This is a genomic window from Pseudomonas cistanchae (genome assembly GCF_054483635.1).
Genome location: NZ_JBTLWN010000001.1, coordinates 504845 through 527180, shown reverse-complemented (window position 1 = coordinate 527180; position 22336 = coordinate 504845). Strand labels below are relative to the sequence as shown.

General features: G+C 62.9%; 19 protein-coding genes and 1 riboswitch. Of the genes, 9 read left to right on the top strand and 10 right to left on the bottom strand.

The window, feature by feature from the left end; genetic code table 11:
- Positions 1–66 precede the first annotated feature (66 nt).
- From fba to tkt, 5 genes are all read right to left on the bottom strand, one after another.
- Positions 67–1131: a class II fructose-bisphosphate aldolase gene (fba, locus tag ACX0MV_RS02410; RefSeq protein ID WP_458980897.1), complete on the bottom strand. Its 1065-nt coding sequence runs from the start codon at positions 1129–1131 to the stop codon at positions 67–69.
- Positions 1132–1314: 183 nt separating this feature from the next.
- Positions 1315–1647 (bottom strand): MliC family protein, encoded by a 333-nt coding sequence (locus tag ACX0MV_RS02405; protein WP_458980896.1) that lies wholly within the window; start codon positions 1645–1647, stop codon positions 1315–1317.
- A 295-nt stretch (positions 1648–1942) separates the two neighbouring features.
- The gene (locus tag ACX0MV_RS02400; protein WP_458980895.1) at positions 1943–3103 is read right to left on the bottom strand and encodes a phosphoglycerate kinase; all 1161 of its coding nucleotides are present in this window, start codon (positions 3101–3103) and stop codon (positions 1943–1945) included.
- Between the two features lie 4 nt (positions 3104–3107).
- Positions 3108–4175, bottom strand: a complete 1068-nt coding sequence (epd, locus tag ACX0MV_RS02395) for an erythrose-4-phosphate dehydrogenase (protein WP_458980894.1) — start codon at positions 4173–4175, stop codon at positions 3108–3110.
- Between the two features lie 116 nt (positions 4176–4291).
- On the bottom strand, positions 4292–6289 hold the full coding sequence (gene tkt / locus ACX0MV_RS02390) for a transketolase (RefSeq protein WP_458980893.1): 1998 nt from the start codon (positions 6287–6289) through the stop codon (positions 4292–4294).
- A 209-nt stretch (positions 6290–6498) separates the two neighbouring features.
- Between tkt and ACX0MV_RS02385 the strand changes: the two genes are divergently transcribed.
- The 3 genes from ACX0MV_RS02385 to ligB all read left to right on the top strand — a co-directional run bounded on the left by ACX0MV_RS02385 (position 6499) and on the right by ligB (position 10763).
- Positions 6499–7545 (top strand): ArsR/SmtB family transcription factor, encoded by a 1047-nt coding sequence (locus tag ACX0MV_RS02385; protein WP_458980892.1) that lies wholly within the window; start codon positions 6499–6501, stop codon positions 7543–7545.
- Complete coding sequence (gene metK, locus ACX0MV_RS02380; protein ID WP_458980891.1) at positions 7542–8732, top strand: methionine adenosyltransferase; 1191 nt, start codon at positions 7542–7544, stop codon at positions 8730–8732. Before ACX0MV_RS02385 ends, metK begins: the two co-directional genes overlap by 4 nt.
- Positions 8733–9080: 348 nt before the next feature.
- On the top strand, positions 9081–10763 hold the full coding sequence (gene ligB, locus ACX0MV_RS02375) for an NAD-dependent DNA ligase LigB (RefSeq protein WP_458980890.1): 1683 nt from the start codon (positions 9081–9083) through the stop codon (positions 10761–10763).
- A gap of 4 nt (positions 10764–10767) precedes the next feature.
- On the opposite strand, the gene ACX0MV_RS02370 is transcribed toward ligB, so the two are convergent.
- Together ACX0MV_RS02370 and ACX0MV_RS02365 are read right to left on the bottom strand one after the other, a co-directional pair.
- Positions 10768–11220 carry a c-type cytochrome gene (locus ACX0MV_RS02370; RefSeq protein WP_458980889.1) on the bottom strand — a complete coding sequence of 151 codons (453 nt, stop codon included), beginning with the start codon at positions 11218–11220 and terminating at the stop codon, positions 10768–10770.
- A 76-nt stretch (positions 11221–11296) separates the two neighbouring features.
- On the bottom strand, positions 11297–11683 hold the full coding sequence (locus ACX0MV_RS02365) for an MAPEG family protein (protein WP_458980888.1): 387 nt from the start codon (positions 11681–11683) through the stop codon (positions 11297–11299).
- 149 nt (positions 11684–11832) lie between these two features.
- A riboswitch (S-adenosyl-L-homocysteine riboswitch) is annotated at positions 11833–11924 on the top strand.
- Between the two features lie 23 nt (positions 11925–11947).
- Between ACX0MV_RS02365 and ahcY the strand changes: the two genes are divergently transcribed.
- The 4 genes from ahcY to rhlE2 all read left to right on the top strand — a co-directional run bounded on the left by ahcY (position 11948) and on the right by rhlE2 (position 17943).
- On the top strand, positions 11948–13357 hold the full coding sequence (gene ahcY, locus ACX0MV_RS02360; protein WP_458980887.1) for an adenosylhomocysteinase: 1410 nt from the start codon (positions 11948–11950) through the stop codon (positions 13355–13357).
- 99 nt (positions 13358–13456) lie between these two features.
- Entirely contained in the window at positions 13457–14302 is an 846-nt protein-coding gene (gene metF, locus ACX0MV_RS02355) for a methylenetetrahydrofolate reductase [NAD(P)H] (RefSeq protein ID WP_458980886.1), read from the top strand.
- A 178-nt stretch (positions 14303–14480) separates the two neighbouring features.
- Positions 14481–15854, top strand: a complete 1374-nt coding sequence (gene ppnN / locus ACX0MV_RS02350) for a nucleotide 5'-monophosphate nucleosidase PpnN (protein WP_458980885.1) — start codon at positions 14481–14483, stop codon at positions 15852–15854.
- A gap of 238 nt (positions 15855–16092) precedes the next feature.
- Positions 16093–17943 (top strand): RNA helicase RhlE2, encoded by a 1851-nt coding sequence (gene rhlE2, locus ACX0MV_RS02345; RefSeq protein ID WP_458980884.1) that lies wholly within the window; start codon positions 16093–16095, stop codon positions 17941–17943.
- Between the two features lie 111 nt (positions 17944–18054).
- Here the strand turns inward: rhlE2 and ACX0MV_RS02340 are convergent, their stop codons facing one another.
- The gene (locus tag ACX0MV_RS02340) at positions 18055–18633 is read right to left on the bottom strand and encodes a YceI family protein (protein ID WP_458980883.1); all 579 of its coding nucleotides are present in this window, start codon (positions 18631–18633) and stop codon (positions 18055–18057) included.
- Positions 18634–18689: 56 nt separating this feature from the next.
- Positions 18690–19235, bottom strand: coding sequence for a cytochrome b (locus tag ACX0MV_RS02335; RefSeq protein ID WP_458980882.1), 546 nt, complete (start codon positions 19233–19235; stop codon positions 18690–18692).
- A 272-nt stretch (positions 19236–19507) separates the two neighbouring features.
- On the opposite strand from ACX0MV_RS02335, the gene ACX0MV_RS02330 reads away from it, so the two are divergent.
- Both ACX0MV_RS02330 and ACX0MV_RS02325 read left to right on the top strand, forming a co-directional pair.
- Complete coding sequence (locus ACX0MV_RS02330; protein WP_458980881.1) at positions 19508–20914, top strand: adenosylmethionine--8-amino-7-oxononanoate transaminase; 1407 nt, start codon at positions 19508–19510, stop codon at positions 20912–20914.
- Between the two features lie 154 nt (positions 20915–21068).
- Entirely contained in the window at positions 21069–21788 is a 720-nt protein-coding gene (locus ACX0MV_RS02325) for a 16S rRNA (uracil(1498)-N(3))-methyltransferase (RefSeq protein ID WP_458980880.1), read from the top strand.
- Positions 21789–21859: 71 nt separating this feature from the next.
- On the opposite strand, the gene ACX0MV_RS02320 is transcribed toward ACX0MV_RS02325, so the two are convergent.
- The gene (locus ACX0MV_RS02320; protein WP_458980879.1) at positions 21860–22333 is read right to left on the bottom strand and encodes a chemotaxis protein CheW; all 474 of its coding nucleotides are present in this window, start codon (positions 22331–22333) and stop codon (positions 21860–21862) included.
- Positions 22334–22336 lie beyond the last annotated feature (3 nt).

Below are 22336 nucleotides of genomic sequence, written 5' to 3'. Positions count from 1 at the left end.
GGGGCGGGACTTTCACACCCTGCGAAGCCAGGCTCGCAGGGTGTTTTTTTATGTCGCGCTCAAGGCCTAGTTGACCTTGGCAGCCAGTTCGCCTTTCGCGTACCGCTGGAACATGCCTTCCAGCGAGATCGGCTTGATCTTCGACGCATTGCCAGCAGTGCCGAAGGCCTCGTAACGGGCGATGCAGATATCGCGCATGGCCGTGACGGTCTGGGCGAATACCTTGCGCGGGTCGAACTCGCTCGGGTTCTGCGCCATGAAGCGGCGGATCGCACCGGTCGAGGCCAGACGCAGGTCGGTGTCGATGTTGACCTTGCGCACGCCGTACTTGATGCCTTCGACGATCTCTTCGACCGGCACGCCGTAGGTTTCCTTAATGTCGCCACCGTACTCGTTGATGATCGCCAGCCAATCCTGCGGCACCGAGGACGAGCCGTGCATCACCAAATGGGTGTTGGGGATGCGCTTGTGGATTTCCTTGATACGGTCGATGGCGAGGATGTCGCCGGTCGGCGGCTTGGTGAACTTGTAAGCGCCGTGGCTGGTGCCGATGGCGATGGCCAGGGCATCCACCTGGGTCTTCTTGACGAAGTCGGCGGCTTCTTCCGGATCGGTGAGCATCTGGCTGTGATCCAGCACGCCTTCCGCGCCAACGCCGTCTTCTTCGCCGGCCATGCCGGTTTCCAGGCTGCCCAGGCAACCCAGCTCACCTTCCACCGACACACCGCAGGCGTGGGCGAAGGCCACGGTCTGCTGGGTCACGCGGACGTTGTAGTCGTAGTCGGCCGGGGTCTTGCCGTCTTCTTTCAGCGAGCCGTCCATCATCACCGAGCTGAAGCCCAACTGGATCGAACGCTGGCAGACGTCAGGGCTGGTGCCGTGGTCCTGGTGCATGCACACCGGAATGTGCGGGAATTCTTCGATGGCCGCCAGGATCAGGTGGCGCAGGAACGGTGCACCGGCATATTTGCGGGCACCGGCGGAAGCCTGAACGATCACCGGGGAGTCGGTTTTATCCGCCGCTTCCATGATGGCGCGCATTTGCTCGAGGTTGTTGACGTTGAAGGCCGGCACGCCGTAGCCGAATTCGGCGGCGTGGTCGAGCATCTGGCGCATGCTGATAAGTGCCATGGTTTCCTTTCTCCCGGTTGGAGGTCGTTAATCGTGCAAGCCTGCCGCACGGGCAGGCGCTATTCAAGTATTGCGGGAAAGCCGGCTGGCCTGCCCACCCCCAAGGACTTCGCGGGGCTCAATCATTTACCCGGACCAGCCGGGACATTGCGTGACAGGCCGGGCAGGGCCCGGACCGTCGAATCATTGCGCTGTGCAGCCGCGACCGATCAGATCATCGGTGGCGGTCCAGTACACCAAGCCTTGCTCGCCCTTGGTGTGGAAGGACAGGCGCCCATCGCCGTACAGCTCGCCAGACCCCGAGGGTTCCTGCTTGAGGTGGTGGACGGCGCCTTTTTCGCCCAGGCGTACATCCACCCGCTCCATCTCGCTGTCGGTAAAGCGCCAGAACACCTGGGCACCGCTGTCGCACACCCAGCGCGTCCACTGCGCAGGCGGCTGGCTCGCGCAACCGGCCAGCAAGACCGGCAGCGCGCACATCATCAGCGACTTGGCGACCTTGATCACTTTACCCATGGCTGCATTCAACAATCTTGCGCCCCCGAGGTAGCAGTCGCATCGCCTGTGCTCTGGTCTTCAACCCGCTGGTCGTTCTGCGTGGTGGGCAGATCGATCTCGGCCGGGCTGAACACCTCACAGGCCGGGTTGCTCGCAGAACCTCCGGCACAACCAGCCAGACCAACGCATAACATCCATACAATGGCGCTATTTCGCATGACAGTTACTCCCTTGTGAGTTGAGTTAAAGACCGTCCATCAACGACAAGGTTTTATCTCCAGGCGAAAACGGCAACCCGCGTCACACCGCCAGGTTATTTGGCGCGCTGTTCCAGTACCTCGACGGCGGGCAGCACCTTGCCTTCGACGAACTCAAGGAACGCGCCACCGCCGGTGGAGATGTAGCTGATCCGGTCGGCCACGCCGTACTTGTCGATGGCGGCCAGGGTGTCGCCACCGCCGGCAATCGAAAATGCCGAGCTGTCAGCAATGGCTTCGGCCAGGACCTTGGTGCCGTTACCAAACTGGTCGAACTCGAACACGCCGACCGGGCCGTTCCACAGGATGGTTTTCGACGACTTCAGCAGCTCGGCGAACTGCGCCGCGGTTTGCGGGCCGATATCCAGAATCATGTCGTCTTCAGCCACATCGGCCACCAGCTTGACGGTGGCTTCGGCGTCTTCGGCGAAGGCCTTGGCCACCACCACATCCACCGGCAACGGCACGCTGACCTTGGCCGCAATGGCTTTGGCGGTGTCGACCAGATCCGCCTCGTACAGCGACTTGCCCACCGGGAAACCGGCAGCGGCGAGGAAGGTGTTGGCAATGCCGCCACCGACGATCAGCTGATTGCACACCTGGCTCAGGCTGTTCAGCACGTCGAGCTTGGTCGACACCTTGGAACCGGCGACGATGGCCGCCATCGGCTGAGCTGGGTTACCCAGCGCCTTGCCCAGGGCGTCCAGTTCGGCGGCCAGCAACGGGCCGGCGCAGGCAACCTTGGCGAACTTGGCCACGCCATGGGTCGAACCTTCGGCGCGGTGCGCGGTGCCGAACGCGTCCATCACGAACACGTCGCACAGCGCGGCGTATTGCTGGGCCAGTTCGTCAGCGTTCTTTTTCTCGCCCTTGTTGAAGCGCACGTTCTCGAACAGCACGATCTCGCCGGCCTTGAGCTCGATACCGTTCAGGTAATCCGCCACCAGCGGGACGTCGCGGCCCAGCGCCTTGCTCAGGTAGTCGGCTACGGGTTTGAGGCTGTTTTCTTCGCTGAACTCGCCCTCGGTCGGGCGGCCCAGGTGCGAGCAGACCATCACCGCAGCACCCTTCTCCAGTGCCAGCTTGATGGTCGGCAGGGAGGCGAGGATGCGCGCGTCGCTCTTCACCACGCCGTCTTTTACCGGCACGTTGAGGTCCTCGCGGATCAATACGCGCTTACCTGTGAGATCGAGGTCGGTCATCTTCAGAACGGTCATGAAATCAGTCCTTCAAGGGGCTGGTTGAAGTGGATAAGGGGGATACAGCGAGAAAGTGTTCGGCGACATCAAGCATGCGATTGGCAAAGCCCCATTCGTTGTCGAACCAGGCCAGCAGATTGACCAGACGCGGGCCGGACACACGGGTCTGGCTGCCATCGACGATGGCCGAGTGCGGGTCGTGGTTGAAATCGCAACTGGCATGGGGCAACTCCGTGTAGGCAAGCAATCCTTTTAACGGCCCGGTTTCGGCGGCCTGGCGCAGCACCCGATTGATTTCTTCCGCACTGGTATCACGGGAAGTTTGCAGGGTGATGTCGAGGCACGAGACGTTGACCGTCGGCACGCGTATCGCTTTGGCCTGGATTCGTCCCGAGAGTTCCGGAAGCAGGCGCTCTATTCCGCGCGCCAGGCCGGTGGACACGGGAATGACCGACTGAAAGGCCGAGCGCGTGCGGCGTAAGTCTTCGTGGTGGTAGGCGTCGATCACCGGCTGATCGTTCATCGCCGAGTGAATGGTGGTGATGGACACATACTCAAGACCAATCGCTTCGTTGAGCAGCTTGAGCAGCGGCACCCCGCAATTGGTCGTGCAGGAGGCGTTCGAGACCAGCAGTTCGGTGCCGGACAGCGCATGCTGGTTGACCCCGTAGACGATGGTGGCGTCGATGTCCGCCTCGCTGGCCATCGGCTGCGAAAACAGCACACGCGGCGCACCGGCGGCGAGAAAGCGCTCGGCATCCGCACGACTGGTGTACTGGCCGGAACATTCGAGCAACAGGTCGATGGTCAGCGCCGCCCAGTCGATACCTTCCGGCGTCGCCTCGCGCAGCACCTTCACGCAGTCGCCATTGATATGCAGGCTGTCGCCGTCGACGCGCACCTCACCAGGAAAACGCCCATGGGTGGAATCGAAGCGCGTCAGGTATTCGATGCTGGCCTGATCGGCCAAATCGTTCAACGCGACGATCTCCAGCCGCGCTCCGGCGCCGCGCTCGTGCAGCGCGCGCAATACGCACCGACCGATGCGACCGTAACCGTTGAGGGCAATTCGATAGGGGCGCTTGGACATCGGATATCTCGGATGAACGTAGGGTGGATCGCGCTTGATTGATCCACCGGCTGTGTAACGGTGGATGAAAGAGCGTCGGCTACGCGCCCCGATCCACCTTACGGCGTCGTTCTCACTCAGGTGTCGAGCAGTTCTGCAGCGGTTTCCAGAACGTTTTCGACGGTGAAGCCGAAATGCTCGAACAGCGCCGGCGCCGGCGCCGACTCGCCGAAGCTGGTCATGCCGATGATCCGACCGTCGAGGCCGACGTACTTGTACCAATAGTCGGCATGGGCCGCCTCGATGGCGATACGCGCCCCCACCTCCACCGGCAGCACCGACTGCTTGTATGCCGCGTCCTGGGCATCGAACACGCTGGTGCAAGGCATCGACACCACGCGCACCTTGCGGCCCTGTTCGGCCAGGCGGTCATAGGCCTGGATCGCCAGGCCGACTTCCGAGCCGGTGGAGATCAGGATCAGCTCCGGCTCGCCCTCGCAGCCCTTGAGCACGTAACCGCCACGGGCGATGGCGCTTTCTTTCTCGTGATCGCGCAGGTTATGCGGCAGGTTCTGCCGCGAGAAGATCAGTGCGCTCGGGCCATCCTTGCGCTCGATGGCGTATTTCCAGGCCACCGCGGCTTCCACGGCATCGGCCGGGCGCCAGGTGTCCAGGTTCGGCGTCATGCGCAGGCTGGCCAGTTGCTCGACCGGCTGATGGGTCGGGCCGTCTTCGCCGAGGCCGATGGAATCGTGGGTGAACACGTAGAGCACGCGCAGTTTCATCAGCGCCGACATGCGAACGGCGTTGCGCGCGTACTCCATGAACATTAGGAAGGTCGCGCCATACGGCACCAGACCGCCGTGCAGGGCCACGCCGTTCATGATCGCGCTCATGCCGAACTCGCGGACGCCGTAATACATGTAGTTACCGGAGGCATCTTCCTGCACCACCGCCTTGCAACCTTTCCACAGGGTCAGGTTGGAGCCCGCCAGGTCGGCCGAGCCGCCGAGCAGTTCCGGCAGCAGCGGGCCGAAGGCATTCAGGCAATTCTGACTGGCCTTGCGGCTGGCGATGGTTTCGCCTTTTTCCGCGACGTCACGGATAAACGCCGAGGCTTTCTCGGCGAAGTCCGCCGGCAGCTCGCCCGCCATGCGGCGCACGAATTCGTTGGCCAGCTCAGGATAGGCTGCACTGTAGGCGGCGAAACGCTGGTTCCAGTCGGCTTCAACGGCAACCCCGGCCTCTTTGGCATCCCACTCGGCATAGATGTCGGCGGGAATGACGAAAGGCGCGTGGTTCCAGCCGAGCGCCGCGCGGGTCAGGGCGATCTCGTCATGACCCAACGCCGCGCCATGGCTTTCTTCCTTGCCCTGCTTGTTCGGCGAGCCGAAGCCGATGATGGTCTTGCAGCAGATCAGGGTCGGTTGAGCGCTCTTGCGTGCGGTCTCGATGGCGATCTTGATCTCTTCGGCGTCATGCCCATCGACATTGCGAATCACCTGCCAGCCATAGGACTCGAAGCGCTTCGGCGTGTCGTCGGTGAACCAGCCATGCACTTCGCCGTCGATGGAGATGCCGTTGTCGTCGTAGAAGGCGATCAGCTTGCCCAGGCCGAGGGTTCCGGCCAGCGAGCAGACTTCGTGGGAAATGCCTTCCATCATGCAGCCATCACCCATGAACACATAGGTGAAATGGTCAACGATGCTGTGGCCGTCGCGGTTGAACTGCGCCGCCATGATCTTTTCGGCGAGGGCGAAACCCACCGCATTGGCGATGCCCTGGCCGAGCGGGCCGGTGGTGGTTTCCACGCCGGGGGCGTAGCCATACTCGGGGTGACCCGGGGTCTTGCTGTGCAGCTGGCGGAAATTCTGCAGGTCGTCGATGCCCAGGTCGTAACCGGTCAGGTGCAGCAGCGAATAGATCAGCATCGAACCGTGGCCGTTGGACAACACGAAGCGGTCGCGGTCAGCGAAATTCGGGTTGCTCGGGCTGTGCTTGAGGTAGTCACGCCACAGCACTTCAGCAATATCCGCCATGCCCATCGGGGCACCGGGATGGCCGCTGTTGGCTTTCTGCACGGCATCCATGCTCAGGGCACGAATAGCATTGGCGCGCTCACGACGGCTGGGCATCACTGAATCTCCTGCGGGGCTACTTGGCAGCAGCGGGTCGAAAAAAGACGGCCATTTTCGCCCACCGATGGCCGCTGGGGCAATGACAGATAGTCGCAAGAGCCCTATTTTCCGGGAATTTGCCGCGCGCAGCGTGGCGAAAGGCAATATCAAAACTTTTTGATATTGGTATTGCTGTATGAAAAATGACCGACTAGACTGCGCGCCTTATGAACATGCGCGTACCCCACCTCCGTTTCGAGCCTGCTGACGAGCTCGCCGCCCTGTGCAAGGCCGGCGGCGATCCGCTGCGTCTCAACGTGTTGCGCGCCTTGAGCAACGACTCGTTCGGCGTACTGGAACTGGCGCAGATTTTCGCCACCGGTCAATCAGGCATGAGCCACCATCTGAAGGTGCTGGCCCAGGCCGGTCTGGTGGCGACCCGCCGCGAAGGCAATGCGATCTTCTACCGCCGTGCCCTGGCGCAGAGCGAGCAACTGGGCGGCACTCTGCATGGTGCGTTGCTGGATGAAGTGGATCGTCTGCAGCTGCCGGCGGACGTCCACGGCCGCATCGCCGAGGTGCATGCGCAACGCGCCGCGGCCAGCCAGGATTTCTTCGCCCGCACCGCGGCCAGCTTCCAGGCCCAGCAGGACCTGATCGCCGGCCTACCGCAGTACCGCGACAGCGTGCTGGCGGTGCTCGACTCGCTGGGCTTTTCCAGCCAGGCAACGGCCTTGGAAATCGGCCCAGGCGATGGCGGCTTTCTGCCCGAGCTTGCCCGTCGTTTTGCCCAGGTCGTCGCGCTGGACAACAGCCCGGCCATGCTCGAACTGGCGCGCGCACGCTGCGAACAGGACGGTCTGACTAACGTTGCGCTGCAACTGGCCGATGCCTTGAATGACGAGTACCCGGCTGCCGATTGCATCGTGCTGAACATGGTGCTGCACCATTTCGCCGCACCAGCCGATGCGATCAAACAGCTCGCGCAGCGGATCAACAACGGTGGCAGCCTGCTGATCACCGAACTGTGCAGCCACAACCAGAGCTGGGCCCGACAAGCCTGCGGCGATTTCTGGCTAGGCTTCGAACAGGAAGACCTGGCCCGCTGGGCCGTCGCCGCCGGGCTGACACCCAGCGAAAGCCTGTACGTCGGTCTGCGCAATGGTTTCCAGATACAGGTGCGGCACTTCGCCAAACCCGATAACACAGCGGCCCACGAGACTACTCGCAAGGCCCACTCACCCACCGGTAACAATAGGAAAACCGATCGATGAGCGAATACTCCCTCTTCACTTCCGAGTCCGTGTCCGAAGGCCATCCCGACAAGATTGCCGACCAGATTTCCGATGCGGTGCTGGACGCCATCATCGCCCAGGACAAGCACGCCCGCGTAGCCTGTGAAACCCTGGTGAAGACCGGCGTGGCAGTGATCGCTGGCGAAGTCACCACATCTGCCTGGGTCGACCTGGAAGAACTGGTGCGCAAGGTCATCATCGACATCGGCTACAACAGCTCGGAAGTCGGTTTCGACGGCGCCACCTGCGGCATCATCAACATCATCGGCAAGCAATCCCCGGACATCAACCAGGGTGTCGACCGTTCGCGCCCTGAAGATCAAGGCGCCGGCGACCAGGGCCTGATGTTCGGCTACGCCAGCAACGAAACCGACGTGCTGATGCCGGCGCCGATCCGCTTCTCCCACGCGCTGGTCGAGCGCCAGGCTGAGGCGCGCAAGTCCGGCCTGCTGCCGTGGTTGCGCCCGGATGCGAAATCCCAGGTCACCTGCCGCTACGAGAATGGCAAGGTGGTCGGCATCGACGCCGTTGTGCTGTCCACCCAGCACAACCCGGAAGTCAAATACGAAGACCTGCGCGAAGGCGTCATGGAGCTGATCGTCAAGCACGTGATCCCGGCCGAACTGCTGCACAAGGACACCCAGTTCCACATCAACCCGACCGGCAACTTCGTGATCGGCGGCCCAGTGGGCGACTGCGGCCTGACCGGACGCAAGATCATCGTTGACTCCTACGGCGGCATGGCGCGCCACGGCGGCGGCGCGTTCTCCGGCAAGGATCCATCCAAGGTCGACCGCTCGGCTGCCTACGCGGGCCGTTACGTGGCCAAAAACATCGTCGCCGCCGGTTTGGCCGAGCGTTGCGAAATTCAGGTGTCCTACGCCATCGGCGTGGCCCAGCCGACCTCCATTTCGATCAACACCTTCGGCAGCGGCAAGATCAGCGACAGCAAGATCGTTCAGCTGGTGCGCGAGCACTTCGACCTGCGCCCGTACGCGATCACCAAGATGCTCGACCTGCTGCACCCGATGTACCTGCCCACTGCGGCCTATGGTCACTTCGGTCGCAACCCGGTGGAAATGAGCTACGGTGCCGACACCTTCACCGCGTTCACCTGGGAAAAAACCGACAAGGCCGCCGACCTGCGCGCCGCTGCCGGCTTGTAATCCCGCCGCGTCACCCGAGCCCCGCCCCGTGCGGGGCTTTTTTATTGGCTCGTCCCAATTGCGTGTTGCATGGCACACCTGGGTAAGCGTGACATTGCGTAGGTAGGGTGCGCCGTGCGCACCAGGCATTGGCATTGGTGCGCGCGACACACCCTACGAAGTCAGGCCCCTACACCTGGAAAACCTAGGCGCCCATGCCTGAGCACAACAGACTACGGGGACAGAGCCATTTTATTGGACCATCGGCTGGCAAATCGCAGCAGATGGCCAAGCATCCAACTGAAAACCACAACAGCCGAGCCGGCCGTGGAAAACCGGCTAGGCTGTCAGCGTACCCCTCGAGCAAGGATGCTCATGATGAAAGCCTGGCCCCTGGTATTCCTGCCTTTTCTCGCCCCGCTCGGCTATGCCGCGCCCTGCCCCGACTGGCCCGCAGCGCAGGCCCAGGCAGAACTCTCCGCCCTTGCCGCACAACTGTCTCAGTGGGATGACGCTTATCACCGCCAGGGAGTCGCACTGGTCGCCGATGAACTCTACGACCAGGCCCGCGCGCAGTTGCAGCATTGGCAGGGCTGCTTCCCCACACTGCAGGTACCCGCTGCGTCGCCGCTGGCCAGCAGCGCGGGTCGGGTGGCGCACCCGGTGGCCCACACCGGCCTGCATAAACTCGCCGACCGCACTGAGGTGGATGCCTGGATGACCTCCAGGACGGATCTCTGGGTGCAGCCCAAGGTCGATGGCGTCGCGGTCACTCTGGTCTACCGCGATGGCCAGCTGCAGCAAGCCATCAGCCGTGGCGACGGCCGTAACGGCCAGGACTGGACCGCCAATGCACGGCTGATAGCGGCCATCCCGGCGCAGTTGCCCGAACGCCTGGATGCGGTACTGCAAGGCGAGCTGTACTGGCGCCTGCACGACCATGTACAGGCTCGCTCTGGCGGGTTGGGCGCACGCGGCACGGTAGCGGGACTGATGGCGCGCCAGCAGCTTGATCAGCAGAGCGCGGCCGGCATTGGCCTGTTCATCTGGGACTGGCCCGATGGCCCGGCGCAGATGGGCCAGCGCCTGCAACGGCTGAGCGAGCTCGGCTTCAGCGATACCCTGGGTTTCAGCCAGCCGGTGGCCGATGCCAAGGCCGCCCAGCAATGGCGCAAGCGCTGGTACGAAAGCCCGCTGCCCTTCGCCAGCGACGGTATCGTCCTGCGCCAGGGCAGCCGGCCCGCGGCGGCGCGCTGGCAGGCGCAACCGCCGCACTGGGCCGCGGCCTGGAAATACCCGCTCAGCCAGGCGCTGGCGGTGGTCAGGGCGGTGGATTTCAGAATAGGCCGCAGCGGCCGCATCACGCCGGTGCTGCGCCTGCAACCGATCAAGCTGGATGACCGCCGTATCGAGTTTGTCAGCGCCGGCTCGCTGCAACGCTGGGAAACGCTGGATATTCGCCCTGGCGATCAGGTGTCCATTCGCCTCGCCGGCCTGACTATCCCCAAACTCGATGACGTGCTCTGGCGCACCCAGGCGCGGGTCGAGCTGGCCGTCCCCGACGCTGCCGACTACCACCCACTGAGCTGTTGGCGCGCCACACCGGCCTGTGCCAGCCAGTTTCGCGCACGCCTCGCCTGGCTCAGCGGCAAACAGGGTCTGGCCTTGCCTGGCGTAGGCCCTGGAACCTGGGAAAAGCTGTTGCGCGCACAGCACCTGGACGGCCTGCTCGATTGGCTGCACCTGAGCGAAGCGCAGCTGCGGGCGACGCCCGGCCTTGGGCCACGCAGCGCCAGCACCCTCAATGCCAGCTTCGCCCTGGCCCGGCAACGCCCGTTGAGCGCCTGGCTGCGCGCGCTGGGCCTGCCGCCAAGCGGCGACGCGGCGCTACCGGAAAGCTGGGATGAACTGGCGCGCCGCAGCCATGGGGACTGGCAGCAACAGCCAGGCGTGGGCCCAAGTCGGGCAACCCAGCTGCAGGCATTTTTCCGCCATCCAGAGGTTCTGGCGTTACGGGCTCAATTGCAGCAGGCGGGAATCCGCGGCTTTTGAGCCGCTAGAACGCGCGAAACTCTTCATGACAGGCCTTGCAGCCGTCTTCGACCCGCTGCATTGGCGCGACCAGGTCGGCACGGTGTAGTGGGCTGATCGTGGTCGCCGCCACCAGTGCCGCCGTGCTGACCTCCATCTCGCGCGCCAGCTGCTGAAACCGTGCCTGGCGTTGCCAGACCTCATCCTTGGCGCGGGTTTCACCGCCCTCTTCCTTCACCTGGGGGAAGTGCTGCCAAGGCGTACGGCTCAGTTGATCAAGCTGGGCAGCACCCTCAATAAACCGCTGCTCCTTAAATGCGATACGCCCACGCAGCATGCCGCCGAGCTCTTCGCTGACTTTCAGCATTTGCTTGAAGATCGCCTGCCGCTGGCCCTGAGGTGAGTTGGGGTCGACTCCACCGCAAGCGCTCAGCAGCACAATGGCGAACATCAGGGGGATCAGGGTCTTTAACTTCATATCACCTTCATCTACGGCAACGGACCAGGCAGGGGGCCGCCAGTATCGCCACCCCTTGGCCGTACGCCAAGTCGACTTAGGCCGACACCACAAACAGGCTGACGATCAGCCCCATCCCCACGAACCAGACCAGGGAGCGCGCAGCCGCCCAATTGCCTAGGTAGCAGATCAGATAGAGCACACGGCTGACGACAAAAGCGATGGCGAGCTGATCGAGCAGAGCCTGCTCGGCGCCACCGGCCAGATGGGCGATGATCACCGCCGCGGCAAACGCCGGGGTGACCTCGAAACTGTTGAGCTGGGCATTATTGGCGCGCCGACCGAGGCCACTGAGATTGTCGAGCAAGGCCCGCGGATCGTAATTGTGTTTAGGATTGAAGCCGCCGCTGACCGCCTTGGCGGTGACGGTGGACAAATACGGCAGAAACAGCGCGACCAGCACACACCAGTAAGCAAGCGTCATGGCAACTCCGGGCAATGAGGGGAACCCTCGAAGCCTGCACCAGACACCCGGCAATTGCCACCGCCGATAGAAAGCCTTGGGCTTATCCGCCAGCCTGGCTATACTTCGCAGGCTTCACGCGCGCGGCCAGCTCCGCTCGCGCCCGCCACCTGTTCGAGGGGCGCTGCAGCAAACCCGCAAGACGGGATTTGTCAGGCTCGAACAGGGCGTTAACCATACGCATCAACGGCGCCCATTCGAAGACAACGAATGGAGAACTCATTTATGAGTGCTGTACTGACGCCTGCCGGTTTCAATGATTTCAAGGTCGCCGACATTTCCCTGGCCGCCTGGGGCCGTCGCGAAACCATCATCGCCGAATCCGAAATGCCTGCCCTGATGGGCCTGCGCCGCAAATACGCCGGCGAGCAGCCACTCAAGGGCGCGAAGATCATCGGCTGCATCCACATGACCATCCAGACTGCCGTGCTGATCGAAACCCTGGTCGCACTGGGCGCCGAAGTGCGCTGGTCGTCGTGCAACATCTTCTCGACTCAGGACCAGGCCGCTGCTGCCATTGCCGCCGCTGGCATCCCGGTATTCGCCTGGAAGGGCGAGACCGAAGAAGAGTACGAGTGGTGCATCGAGCAGACCATCCTCAAGGACGGTAAGCCATGGGACGCCAACATGATTCTCGACGACGGCGGCGACCTGACCGAAATCCTGCACAAGAAATACCCGCAGATGCTTGAGCGCATGCACGGTGTCACCGAAGAAACCACCACCGGCGTACACCGCCTGCTGGACATGCTGGCCAAGGGCGAGCTGAAGATCCCGGCGATCAACGTCAACGACTCGGTAACCAAGAGCAAGAACGACAACAAGTACGGCTGCCGCCACAGCCTGAGCGACGCGATCAAGCGCGGCACCGACCACCTGTTGTCCGGCAAGCAGGCGCTGGTCATCGGCTACGGCGACGTGGGCAAGGGCTCGGCACAATCGCTGCGTCAGGAAGGCATGATCGTCAAGGTCACCGAAGTTGACCCGATCTGCGCCATGCAGGCCTGCATGGACGGCTATGAAGTGGTTTCGCCGTTCATCGACGGCATCAACGACGGTACCGCCGCCAGCATCGACGCACAGCTGCTGGGCAAGATCGACCTGATCGTCACCACCACCGGTAACGTCAACGTCTGCGACGCCAACATGCTCAAGGCCCTGAAGAAGCGCGCCGTCGTCTGCAACATCGGTCACTTCGACAACGAAATCGACACCGCCTTCATGCGCAAGAACTGGGCGTGGGAAGAGGTGAAGCCACAGGTGCACAAGATCCACCGTACCGGCGCTGGCAGCTTCGATCCGCACAACGATGACTACCTGATCCTGCTGGCCGAAGGCCGTCTGGTTAACCTGGGCAACGCCACGGGCCACCCAAGCCGGATCATGGACGGCTCGTTCGCCAACCAGGTGCTGGCGCAGATCTTCCTCTACGGCCAGAAGTTTGCCGACCTGCCGGCTGACAAAAAAGCCGAGCGGCTGACCGTGGAAGTGCTGCCGAAGAAACTCGACGAAGAAGTGGCGTTGGAAATGGTCAAGGGCTTCGGCGGCGTGGTCACCCAGTTGACCAAGCAGCAGGCCGACTACATCGGCGTGACCGTCGAAGGTCCGTTCAAGCCGGACGCCTACCGCTACTAATGCGTAGGGTGGGTAAGCCCATGGCTTATCCACCGCCGACTTCCCGCACGGTGGATGGAAAAACGCCATCCACCCTACGTCTCCAAGGCTAGAAACCCCATGAGCCAAGAACGCCGTTACAGCTTCGAGTTCTTCCCCACCAAGACCGAAGCCGGGCATGAAAAACTGATGAACGTGGCGCGCCAACTGGCGGGCTACAACCCCGATTTCTTCTCCTGCACCTACGGTGCCGGGGGCTCCACCCGCGATCGCACGCTGAACACGATTTTGCAGCTCGATGGCGAGATCAAGGTACCGGCCGCGCCGCACCTGTCCTGTGTTGGCGACAGCAAAGCCGAGCTGCGCGAGTTGCTGACCCAGTACCGCAATGCGGGAATCAAACGCATAGTCGCGTTGCGCGGCGACCTGCCGTCCGGCATGGGCATGGCCAGCGGCGAGCTGCGTTACGCCAATGAGCTGGTCAGCTTTATTCGCGAAGAAACCGCCGATCATTTCCATATCGAAATCGCCGCCTACCCGGAAATGCATCCGCAGGCGCGCAACTTCGAAGACGACATCGCCAACTTCGTGCGCAAGGCCCGCGCCGGTGCGGACAGCGCGATTACCCAGTACTTCTTCAACGCCGACAGCTACTTCTACTTCGTCGACCGCGTGCACAAGCTGGGTGTGGATATTCCGGTGGTGCCGGGCATCATGCCGATCACCAACTACAGCAAGCTCGCGCGCTTCTCCGATGCCTGCGGCGCGGAAATTCCACGCTGGATTCGCAAGCAGCTGGAAGCCTACGGCGACGATATCGACAGCATCCAGGCCTACGGCGAACAGGTCATCAGTGAGATGTGCGAACGCCTATTGCAGGGCGGTGCGCCTGGGCTGCACTTCTACACCCTGAACCAGGCCGAGCCGAGCCTGGCGATCTGGAACAACCTCAAGCTGCCACGCTGACCCGTTCATGCCGCATCCGCGTTGCGGAGTGCGGCACTTTTCTTCTGCTGCACGGGTCACAAGGCCCGGCAGAGGGCACCCGTCGAGGCCGACCCGACCCGCGCAGCCGCACTCAGGCCACAACTGACCGAGCGATAGCCACGTATGGCTTAAGCGGTAACACACATGGAGCGCCGCAATGGCCACACGTAAAACCACCAACGCCACGGTAACCCCCAAAGGCAGCCTGGAAACCTTGTCGCAGCGCGAAGTGCAGCAGCTTCGCGAGACTGGCTCGGGCAGCATCTATTCGCTGTTCCGCCAATGCGCCCTGGCGATCCTCAATACCGGGTCGCACAGCGACAACGCCAAGACCATCCTGGAAGCCTACCCGGACTTCGAAATCCGCATTCACCAGCAGGACCGCGGCATCCGTCTGGAGCTGATCAACGCCCCTGCCGATGCCTTCGTCGACGGCGAAATGATCGCCAGCACGCGGGAAATGCTGTTCAGCGCCCTGCGCGATATCGTCTACACACAGAGCGAACTGGAGAATCAGCGGGTCGACTTCAGCAGCTCCCAGGGCATTACCGATTACGTCTTCCACCTGCTGCGCAATGCCCGCACGCTGCGGGCAGGCGTCGAGCCAAAGATGGTGGTGTGCTGGGGCGGTCACTCGATCAGCACCGAGGAATACAAGTACACCAAGACCGTGGGCCACGAGCTGGGTCTGCGCGGTCTGGACATCTGCACCGGCTGCGGACCGGGCGTGATGAAGGGGCCAATGAAGGGCGCGACCATTTCCCACGCCAAACAACGCAACGTGCATGGCCGCTACCTGGGCCTGACCGAGCCGGGCATCATCGCCGCCGAGGCGCCCAATCCGATCGTCAACGAGCTGGTGATCCTGCCGGATATCGAAAAGCGCCTCGAGGCATTCGTCCGCGTGGGCCATGGCATCATCATCTTCCCAGGCGGCGCCGGCACTGCCGAGGAACTGCTCTACCTGCTGGGCATTCTGACCCACCCGGACAACGAAGCCGTTCCCTTTCCGCTGATTATCACCGGGCCGAAGAGCGCCACCGCCTACATCCAGCAACTGTATGACTTCGTCGGCGCCACCCTCGGCCCTCAAGCACAGCAGCGCTGCACCATCATCGTTGACGACCCCAGCCAGGTCGCGCGGGAGATGGCCCAGGGCATTGCCGAAGTCACCCAGTTCCGCCGCACCCACAACGACGCATTCCATTTCAACTGGCTGCTGAAGATCGACGAGAGTTTTCAGCATCCCTTCGAACCGACTCACGCGAACATGGCCAGCCTGCGCCTGAGTCGCGACCAGCCGGTGCACCTGCTGGCCGCGCACCTGCGCCGGGCGTTTTCCGGGATCGTCGCCGGCAACGTCAAGGACAAGGGCATCCGCCTGATCGAACAGCACGGTCCGTACGAGATCGCCGGAGATCGGGAAATCATGCAGCCGCTGGATCGTCTGCTGCAGTCGTTCGTCGACCAGCACCGGATGAAACTGCCTGGCAACAGCGCTTACGTACCTTGCTACCGACTGGTCACCTGACCGCCATCCGCAAGCTGCGAGCGCAGTCTTGAGCTACCCGTGGCGGCCCCAAACCGCCGGGCAGCCTGACGCTCGCACAGACCGGCCGCTCTGTTATACTCGGGCCTTCCCGCCAGGCTTGCGCCCGGATGCTAGCCCCCAGAGGCCAGCAGTACCGGACGGGATTGCGTCCCCCAAACGCGATTCAAGCCAGGCAATACACCCCATAGGGCCAAGCCCTCACTAGACAGGATTACACATGTCCTTTGCCTCCCTCGGTCTCTCCGAGGCTTTAGTCCGTGCGGTCGAATCCGCCGGCTACACCCAACCCACTCCGGTGCAACAGCGGGCCATCCCCGCCGCGTTGCAAGGTCGCGACCTGATGGTGGCAGCCCAGACGGGTACAGGTAAGACAGGCGGTTTTGCCCTGCCGATCCTCGAGCGACTGTTCCCCAACGGTCACCCGGATCGCGAACAGCGCCATGGCCCAAAACAACCGCGCGTGCTGGTACTGACCCCCACCCGCGAACTGGCCGCCCAGGTGCATGACAGCTTCAAGCTGTATGCCCGCGATTTGAAATTCGTCAGCGCCTGCATCTTCGGCGGCGTTGGCATGAACCCGCAGGTCCAAGCCCTGGCCAAGGGTGTCGACGTACTGGTCGCCTGCCCTGGCCGCCTGCTCGACCTGGCCAACCAGAAGGCCATCGACCTCTCGCACGTGGAAATCCTCGTGCTCGACGAGGCCGACCGCATGCTCGACATGGGCTTTATCCATGACGTGAAGAAGGTCCTCGCCAAGCTGCCGACCAAGCGCCAGAACCTGCTGTTCTCGGCGACCTTCTCCAAGGACATCACCGATCTCGCCAGCAAGCTGCTGCACAACCCCGAGCGCATCGAAGTCACGCCGCCGAACACCACGGTCGAGCGCATCGAACAGCGCGTGTTCCGCGTGCAGGCCAGCCACAAGCGCGCCCTGCTGGCTCACCTGATCACTGCCGGGGCCTGGGAACAGGTGCTGGTGTTCACCCGTACCAAGCACGGCGCCAACCGCCTGGCCGAATACCTCGACAAGCACAACCTGCCGGCCGTGGCGATCCACGGCAACAAGAGCCAGAACGCCCGCACCAAAGCGTTGGCCGACTTCAAGGCAAACAAGGTCCGCATCCTGGTGGCTACCGATATCGCCGCGCGCGGCCTGGATATCGATCAGCTGCCCCACGTGGTCAACTTCGAACTGCCGAACATCGAGGAAGACTACGTTCACCGCATTGGCCGTACGGGCCGAGCTGGCCGTAGCGGCGAGGCGATTTCGCTGGTCGCACCGGACGAAGAGAAGCTGCTGCGCGGCATCGAGCGGATGACCAAGCAGAACATCAGCGATGGCGACATGCTGGGCTTCGATGTCAGCAAGGTCGAGGCCGAGCGCCCGGAAGTGCGCGAGCCGCAGAAGCCGCGCCAACCGCGCGGGGCCAAGCCGGAAGGCGAACGCCACGGCGGTGGCCGCAAGGACAAGGGCAAGGACAGCGGCCGCGACAACAATCGCAGCAAGCCACAAGGCGGTCGCAGCCAACAGCCGCGCAGCTCGTCCTCGGGACGTGCCGCCGCGCCGGCCGTGCCCGCACTCCCTCCGGACCGCGCGCCGGATGAGTTTCGCGACGATGAAATCGATAATTTCGGCAACCGTGCCGACTATGTGAGCCCGAACCAGGGCAAGCAGCAGAACCGTGGCCGTCGGCCCGGTGCGCCTGCTACAGGCCCAAGCGCCAGCAACGGTGTCGGTCAGGCGGCACGTCCGGCCAAACCACGCGGCGGCGGCGATGGTGCTGCGAGCGGCAAAGGCCGGCGTCAGGGCTCATCAACCGGTGGCCCGGCGCGCAACGGTTCCGGCCGTGCCCGTCCGCCTCGCGACACGCGCACCACGTCGCTGAACCGCGACGAGTTGCCGCGTCAGGAAGGCCCGAAAAAGACCCCGAGCGACAAGCAGCCGGTGATCGTGCACAAGGGTTCGCGACTCGATCGCTTCCCGACGCCCGAGCAGCTCGACGAGCTCACCAACTCGCGGCCACGGGGCGAGAAACCCGCCCTGCTGACGCGCAGCCGCGAAGACTGATTCGCGCACATGAAAACGCCGCCTGATGGGCGGCGTTTTTGTTTGTGCAGCACTAGACGTCTGCAACCGTGATGGGTCAAGCCGCGGCGCGGTTAACCCATCGAGCCAGGGTTACTGGCGTACACCTTCAACCGAGATGATCAGCTCGACGCTTTCCGAGGCTGGGCCCAGGTCTTTGCTGATGTCGAAGTCTTTCAGTTTCAGCGTGGTGCTGCCCTCGAAGCCGGCACGGTAGCCGCCCCATGGGTCCTTGCCTTCACCGATGAACTTGGCGGCAATCACCACCGGCTTGGTCACGCCATTGAGGGTCAGGTCGCCAGTGATGTCGGCAGTGCCTTCGCCAGTGGATTTGACCGACGTGGACGCGAAGGTCGCGGTTGGGTGCTCGATGACGTTGAGGAAATCATCGCTGCGGATGTGCTTGTCGCGTTCGGCATGGTTGGTGTCAACGCTGGAGGTGTTCAGCGTCACGTTGACCTTGCTGTCCTGCGGTTTGGCGGCGTCGAAGCTGAAGCTGCCGTCAAAGTCCTTGAACGTGCCATACAGCCAGCTGTAGCCCAGGTGGCTGATCTTGAAATTGACGAAGGCGTGCTGGCCTTGCTTGTCGATGGCGTAATCGGCGGCCGAAGCCTGGCCGGCGCCGAGCAGCGCGGAACCGAGTGCGAGTGCAACGAGGGTTTTCTTCAACATGAACGTTCTCCTTGTGAGTTGAGATTGACGCAGGCGACACGCCGCGCCCGATACCGCTAGCGGCCGAAGATGCGCACCAGCGTGCGATCACGGTCGATGAAATGGTGTTTGAGCGCGGCAAGGCCGTGGATACCCGCAAAAATTACCAGCGCCCAGCCCAGGTATTCATGCACCAGGCCGGCGACATCCTCCTGATCGGCAATCGAGGTGATAGTCGCGGGCACTTCGAACAACCCGAACACGCTGATGCCACGGCCATCGGCGGTGGAAATCAGGTAGCCGGAAAGCATCAGCACGAACAGGCCGATATACAGAAATGCATGGCCCCACTTGGCGCCCAGGCGGGTCAACCTGCCGTGGCTAGGCAGGCTCGCCGGTGGCGGGCTGAACCAGCGCCAGACCAGCCGGCCGAGCATCACGCCGAACAGCAGAATACCGATGCCCTTATGCAGGTCCGGCGCGGTTTGGTACCAGGTGCTGTAGTAGTCCAGCCCCACCATCCAGTAACCCAGGCCGAACAGCCCGAACACGGCGACCGCGACCAGCCAGTGCAGAATCACACTGATCACGCCGTAACGAGCAGAAGAATTGCGCCACTGCATGGTGAACGTCCATGGAAAACAATCCGGCAAGGTTAGCAACAAACCTATCGACTTAAAGCGGAAAATTTCGCTTTGAATCATCAGGAAATACGATTGTTGCAAGTCGCCTTTCGCTGCTCGGATGAACACCTTCACTGCGCTTTAAAACGCGAAAAGCGCCTGTCTAGAGCCTGCGCGTTTCGTGAGCAACGAGCGGTTGCGACCTCAGCGGTGCCGCACATCGCGGCGGGAGCATCTGATAGGCTTGCCGCAGATGATTGGAGAGCGTTTCGATGAGCCTGAATGACCACTGGATGCGCCGCGACCTGAACGTGCTGTGGCACCCCTGCACGCAGATGAAGGATCACGAGCACCTGCCACTGGTGCCGATCAAGCGCGGCGAAGGCGTGTGGCTGGAGGACTTCGACGGCAAACGCTACCTCGACGCCGTCAGTTCCTGGTGGGTCAACGTGTTCGGCCACGCCAACCCGCGCATCAATCAGCGCATCAAGGATCAGGTCGACCAGCTGGAGCATGTGATTCTCGCCGGCTTCAGCCATCAGCCGGTGATCGAACTGTCCGAGCGCCTGGTCAAGCTGACGCCGGCGGGCCTGGATCGAGTGTTCTACGCCGACAACGGTTCGTCCTGCATCGAAGTCGCGCTGAAGATGAGCTTTCATTACTGGCTCAACATGGGCAAACCGGCGAAGAAGCGCTTCGTCACCCTGAGCAACAGCTATCACGGCGAAACCATCGCAGCCATGTCGATCGGCGATGTCGCCTTGTTCACCGATACCTACAAGGCACTGCTGCTGGACACCCTCAAGGTACCGAGCCCGGACTGTTATCTGCGCCCCGAAGGCATGAGCTGGGAAGCGCATTCACGGGCCATGTTCGCCCATATGGAACAGACCCTGGCCGAGCATGCCCATGAAGTGGCGGCGGTGATCGTCGAGCCTTTGATCCAGGGCGCGGGCGGCATGCGCATGTACCACCCGATCTACCTCAAGCTGCTGCGTGAAGCCTGCGATCGCCATGGCGTGCACCTGATCCACGACGAGATCGCCGTCGGCTTCGGCCGCACCGGTACGATGTTCGCCTGTGAACAAGCGGGTATCCGTCCAGACTTCCTCTGCCTGTCGAAGGCCCTCACCGGCGGCTACCTGCCGCTGGCGGCCTGCCTGACCACTAACGAGGTGTATCAGGCCTTCTACGACGACTACTCGACCCTGCGCGCCTTCCTCCACTCGCACAGCTACACCGGCAACCCATTGGCCTGCGCGGCGGCCCTGGCGACCCTGGATATCTTCGAGCAGGACAATGTGATCGAAGCCAACAAGGCGTTAGCCGCGCGAATGGCCAGCGCCAGCGCGCACCTGGCCGACCATCCGCATGTCGCCGAGGTGCGCCAGACCGGCATGGCCCTGGCCATCGAGATGGTGCAGGACAAGGCCAGCAAGACCGCCTACCCCTGGCAGGAGCGCCGTGGACTCAAGGTTTATCAGCACGCGCTCGAACGTGGCGCCTTGCTGCGCCCGCTCGGCAACGTGGCGTATTTTCTCCCGCCCTACGTGATTACCCCCGAACAGATCGATTTTCTCGCTGAAGTTGCCAGTGAAGGTATCGACATCGCCACCCGCACCTCGGTCAGCGTGGCGCAAGGCAATGCCCTGTACCCGGGCTTTCGCGATCCGGGCTAAGTACAGCAGTACATAGGTAGGGTGGATGACGCTTTACCCATCCACCGCGGCGGTAGCCTGGTGGATGAAAAGAGCGTCATCCACCCTACATATATCGGTGCGCACGGCGCACCCTACGGCTAGAATTTGCGCCTTTGCTCCAGGTTCGCCTCCTATGCGCCTATCCCGCTTCTTCGTCGACGCCCCCCTGTCCCTCGGCCAGCACGAGCTGCCGGAAGCCCAGGCCCACTATATCGGCCGCGTGCTGCGGCATGCGGTCGGCGACGCCGTGCAGCTGTTCGACGGCAGTGGCCAGGAGTTTCTCGGCGAACTGGTTGAAGTCGGCAAGAAGAATGTAAGGGTCGAGCTGCGCGAAACCTTTGGCGGCTTACCTGAATCGCCCCTCGCCATCCATCTCGGCCAGGGGCTGTCACGCGGCGAGCGGATGGATTGGGCGATCCAGAAAGCCACCGAGCTGGGCGTACAGGCGATCAGCCCGATCATCAGCGCGCGCTGTGAGGTTCGCCTCAAGGACGAGCGCGCCGACAAGCGTATGGCCCATTGGCGGCAAATCGCGATCAGCGCGTGCGAGCAGTCCGGGCGCTCGGTGATTCCGCTGATTCATGCCCCGATCCTGCTTGACGACTGGCTGCAGCAGACCGAGGCAGCACTGAAACTGGTGCTGCATCCACAGGCGCAACCCTGGACCAGCCACGCCCGACCAGAGTCCTTGGCGATGCTGATCGGTCCGGAGGGCGGACTCGGCGACCAGGAAGTCGCGCAGGCACAAAGTGTCGGGTTTCATTCTGCAAAGTTGGGGCCGCGGGTATTGCGGACCGAGACTGCGCCGGTCGTTGCGCTGAGCGTGGCCCAGCAGCTATGGGGAGATTTCTAGCCCGCGGGCGCAACGGAGAGATTGCACGCCCAGAAAAAAGCCCGCATCTGCGGGCTTTTTCGTCGTGACGCTTATTCGATCAGACCGGCATCCGCCAGCTTCTGCTCGAGGGCAATCAGATCGGGAATCCGCAAGATTTCTTCGCCAATACTGACGGCCTCAAGCTCCAGCGGAGCAAGTGCGACATCGGCGCGCAACAGGTCGCTGCCGACCTTGGTCGAGCGCGGAATCCCCTGTACCAGCAGCGCGATGAACTTGACGGTGGGCCGCCCGCCGAGGGCGTTGATCACCGCCACCCGCGCACCCGCCGCGAGCGTCGCCTGGCCGCCCGAGGCCGCCTCGAACGAGAGCAGCGGCAGATGCAGATCACGCCAGGCAATCTGCCCGAGAAACCAGTCAGGCATGCCCGCACTGACCTGCGGTGCCCGATACGCAATCAATTCGGCGACCGCCACGTTGGGCAGCAACAGCATCCGGTCGGACAGCGGCACCATAAGGCCGGTCAGGCTGTTGACGCTGCTGGTGGTGGCTACGGCTTGGCTCATTGA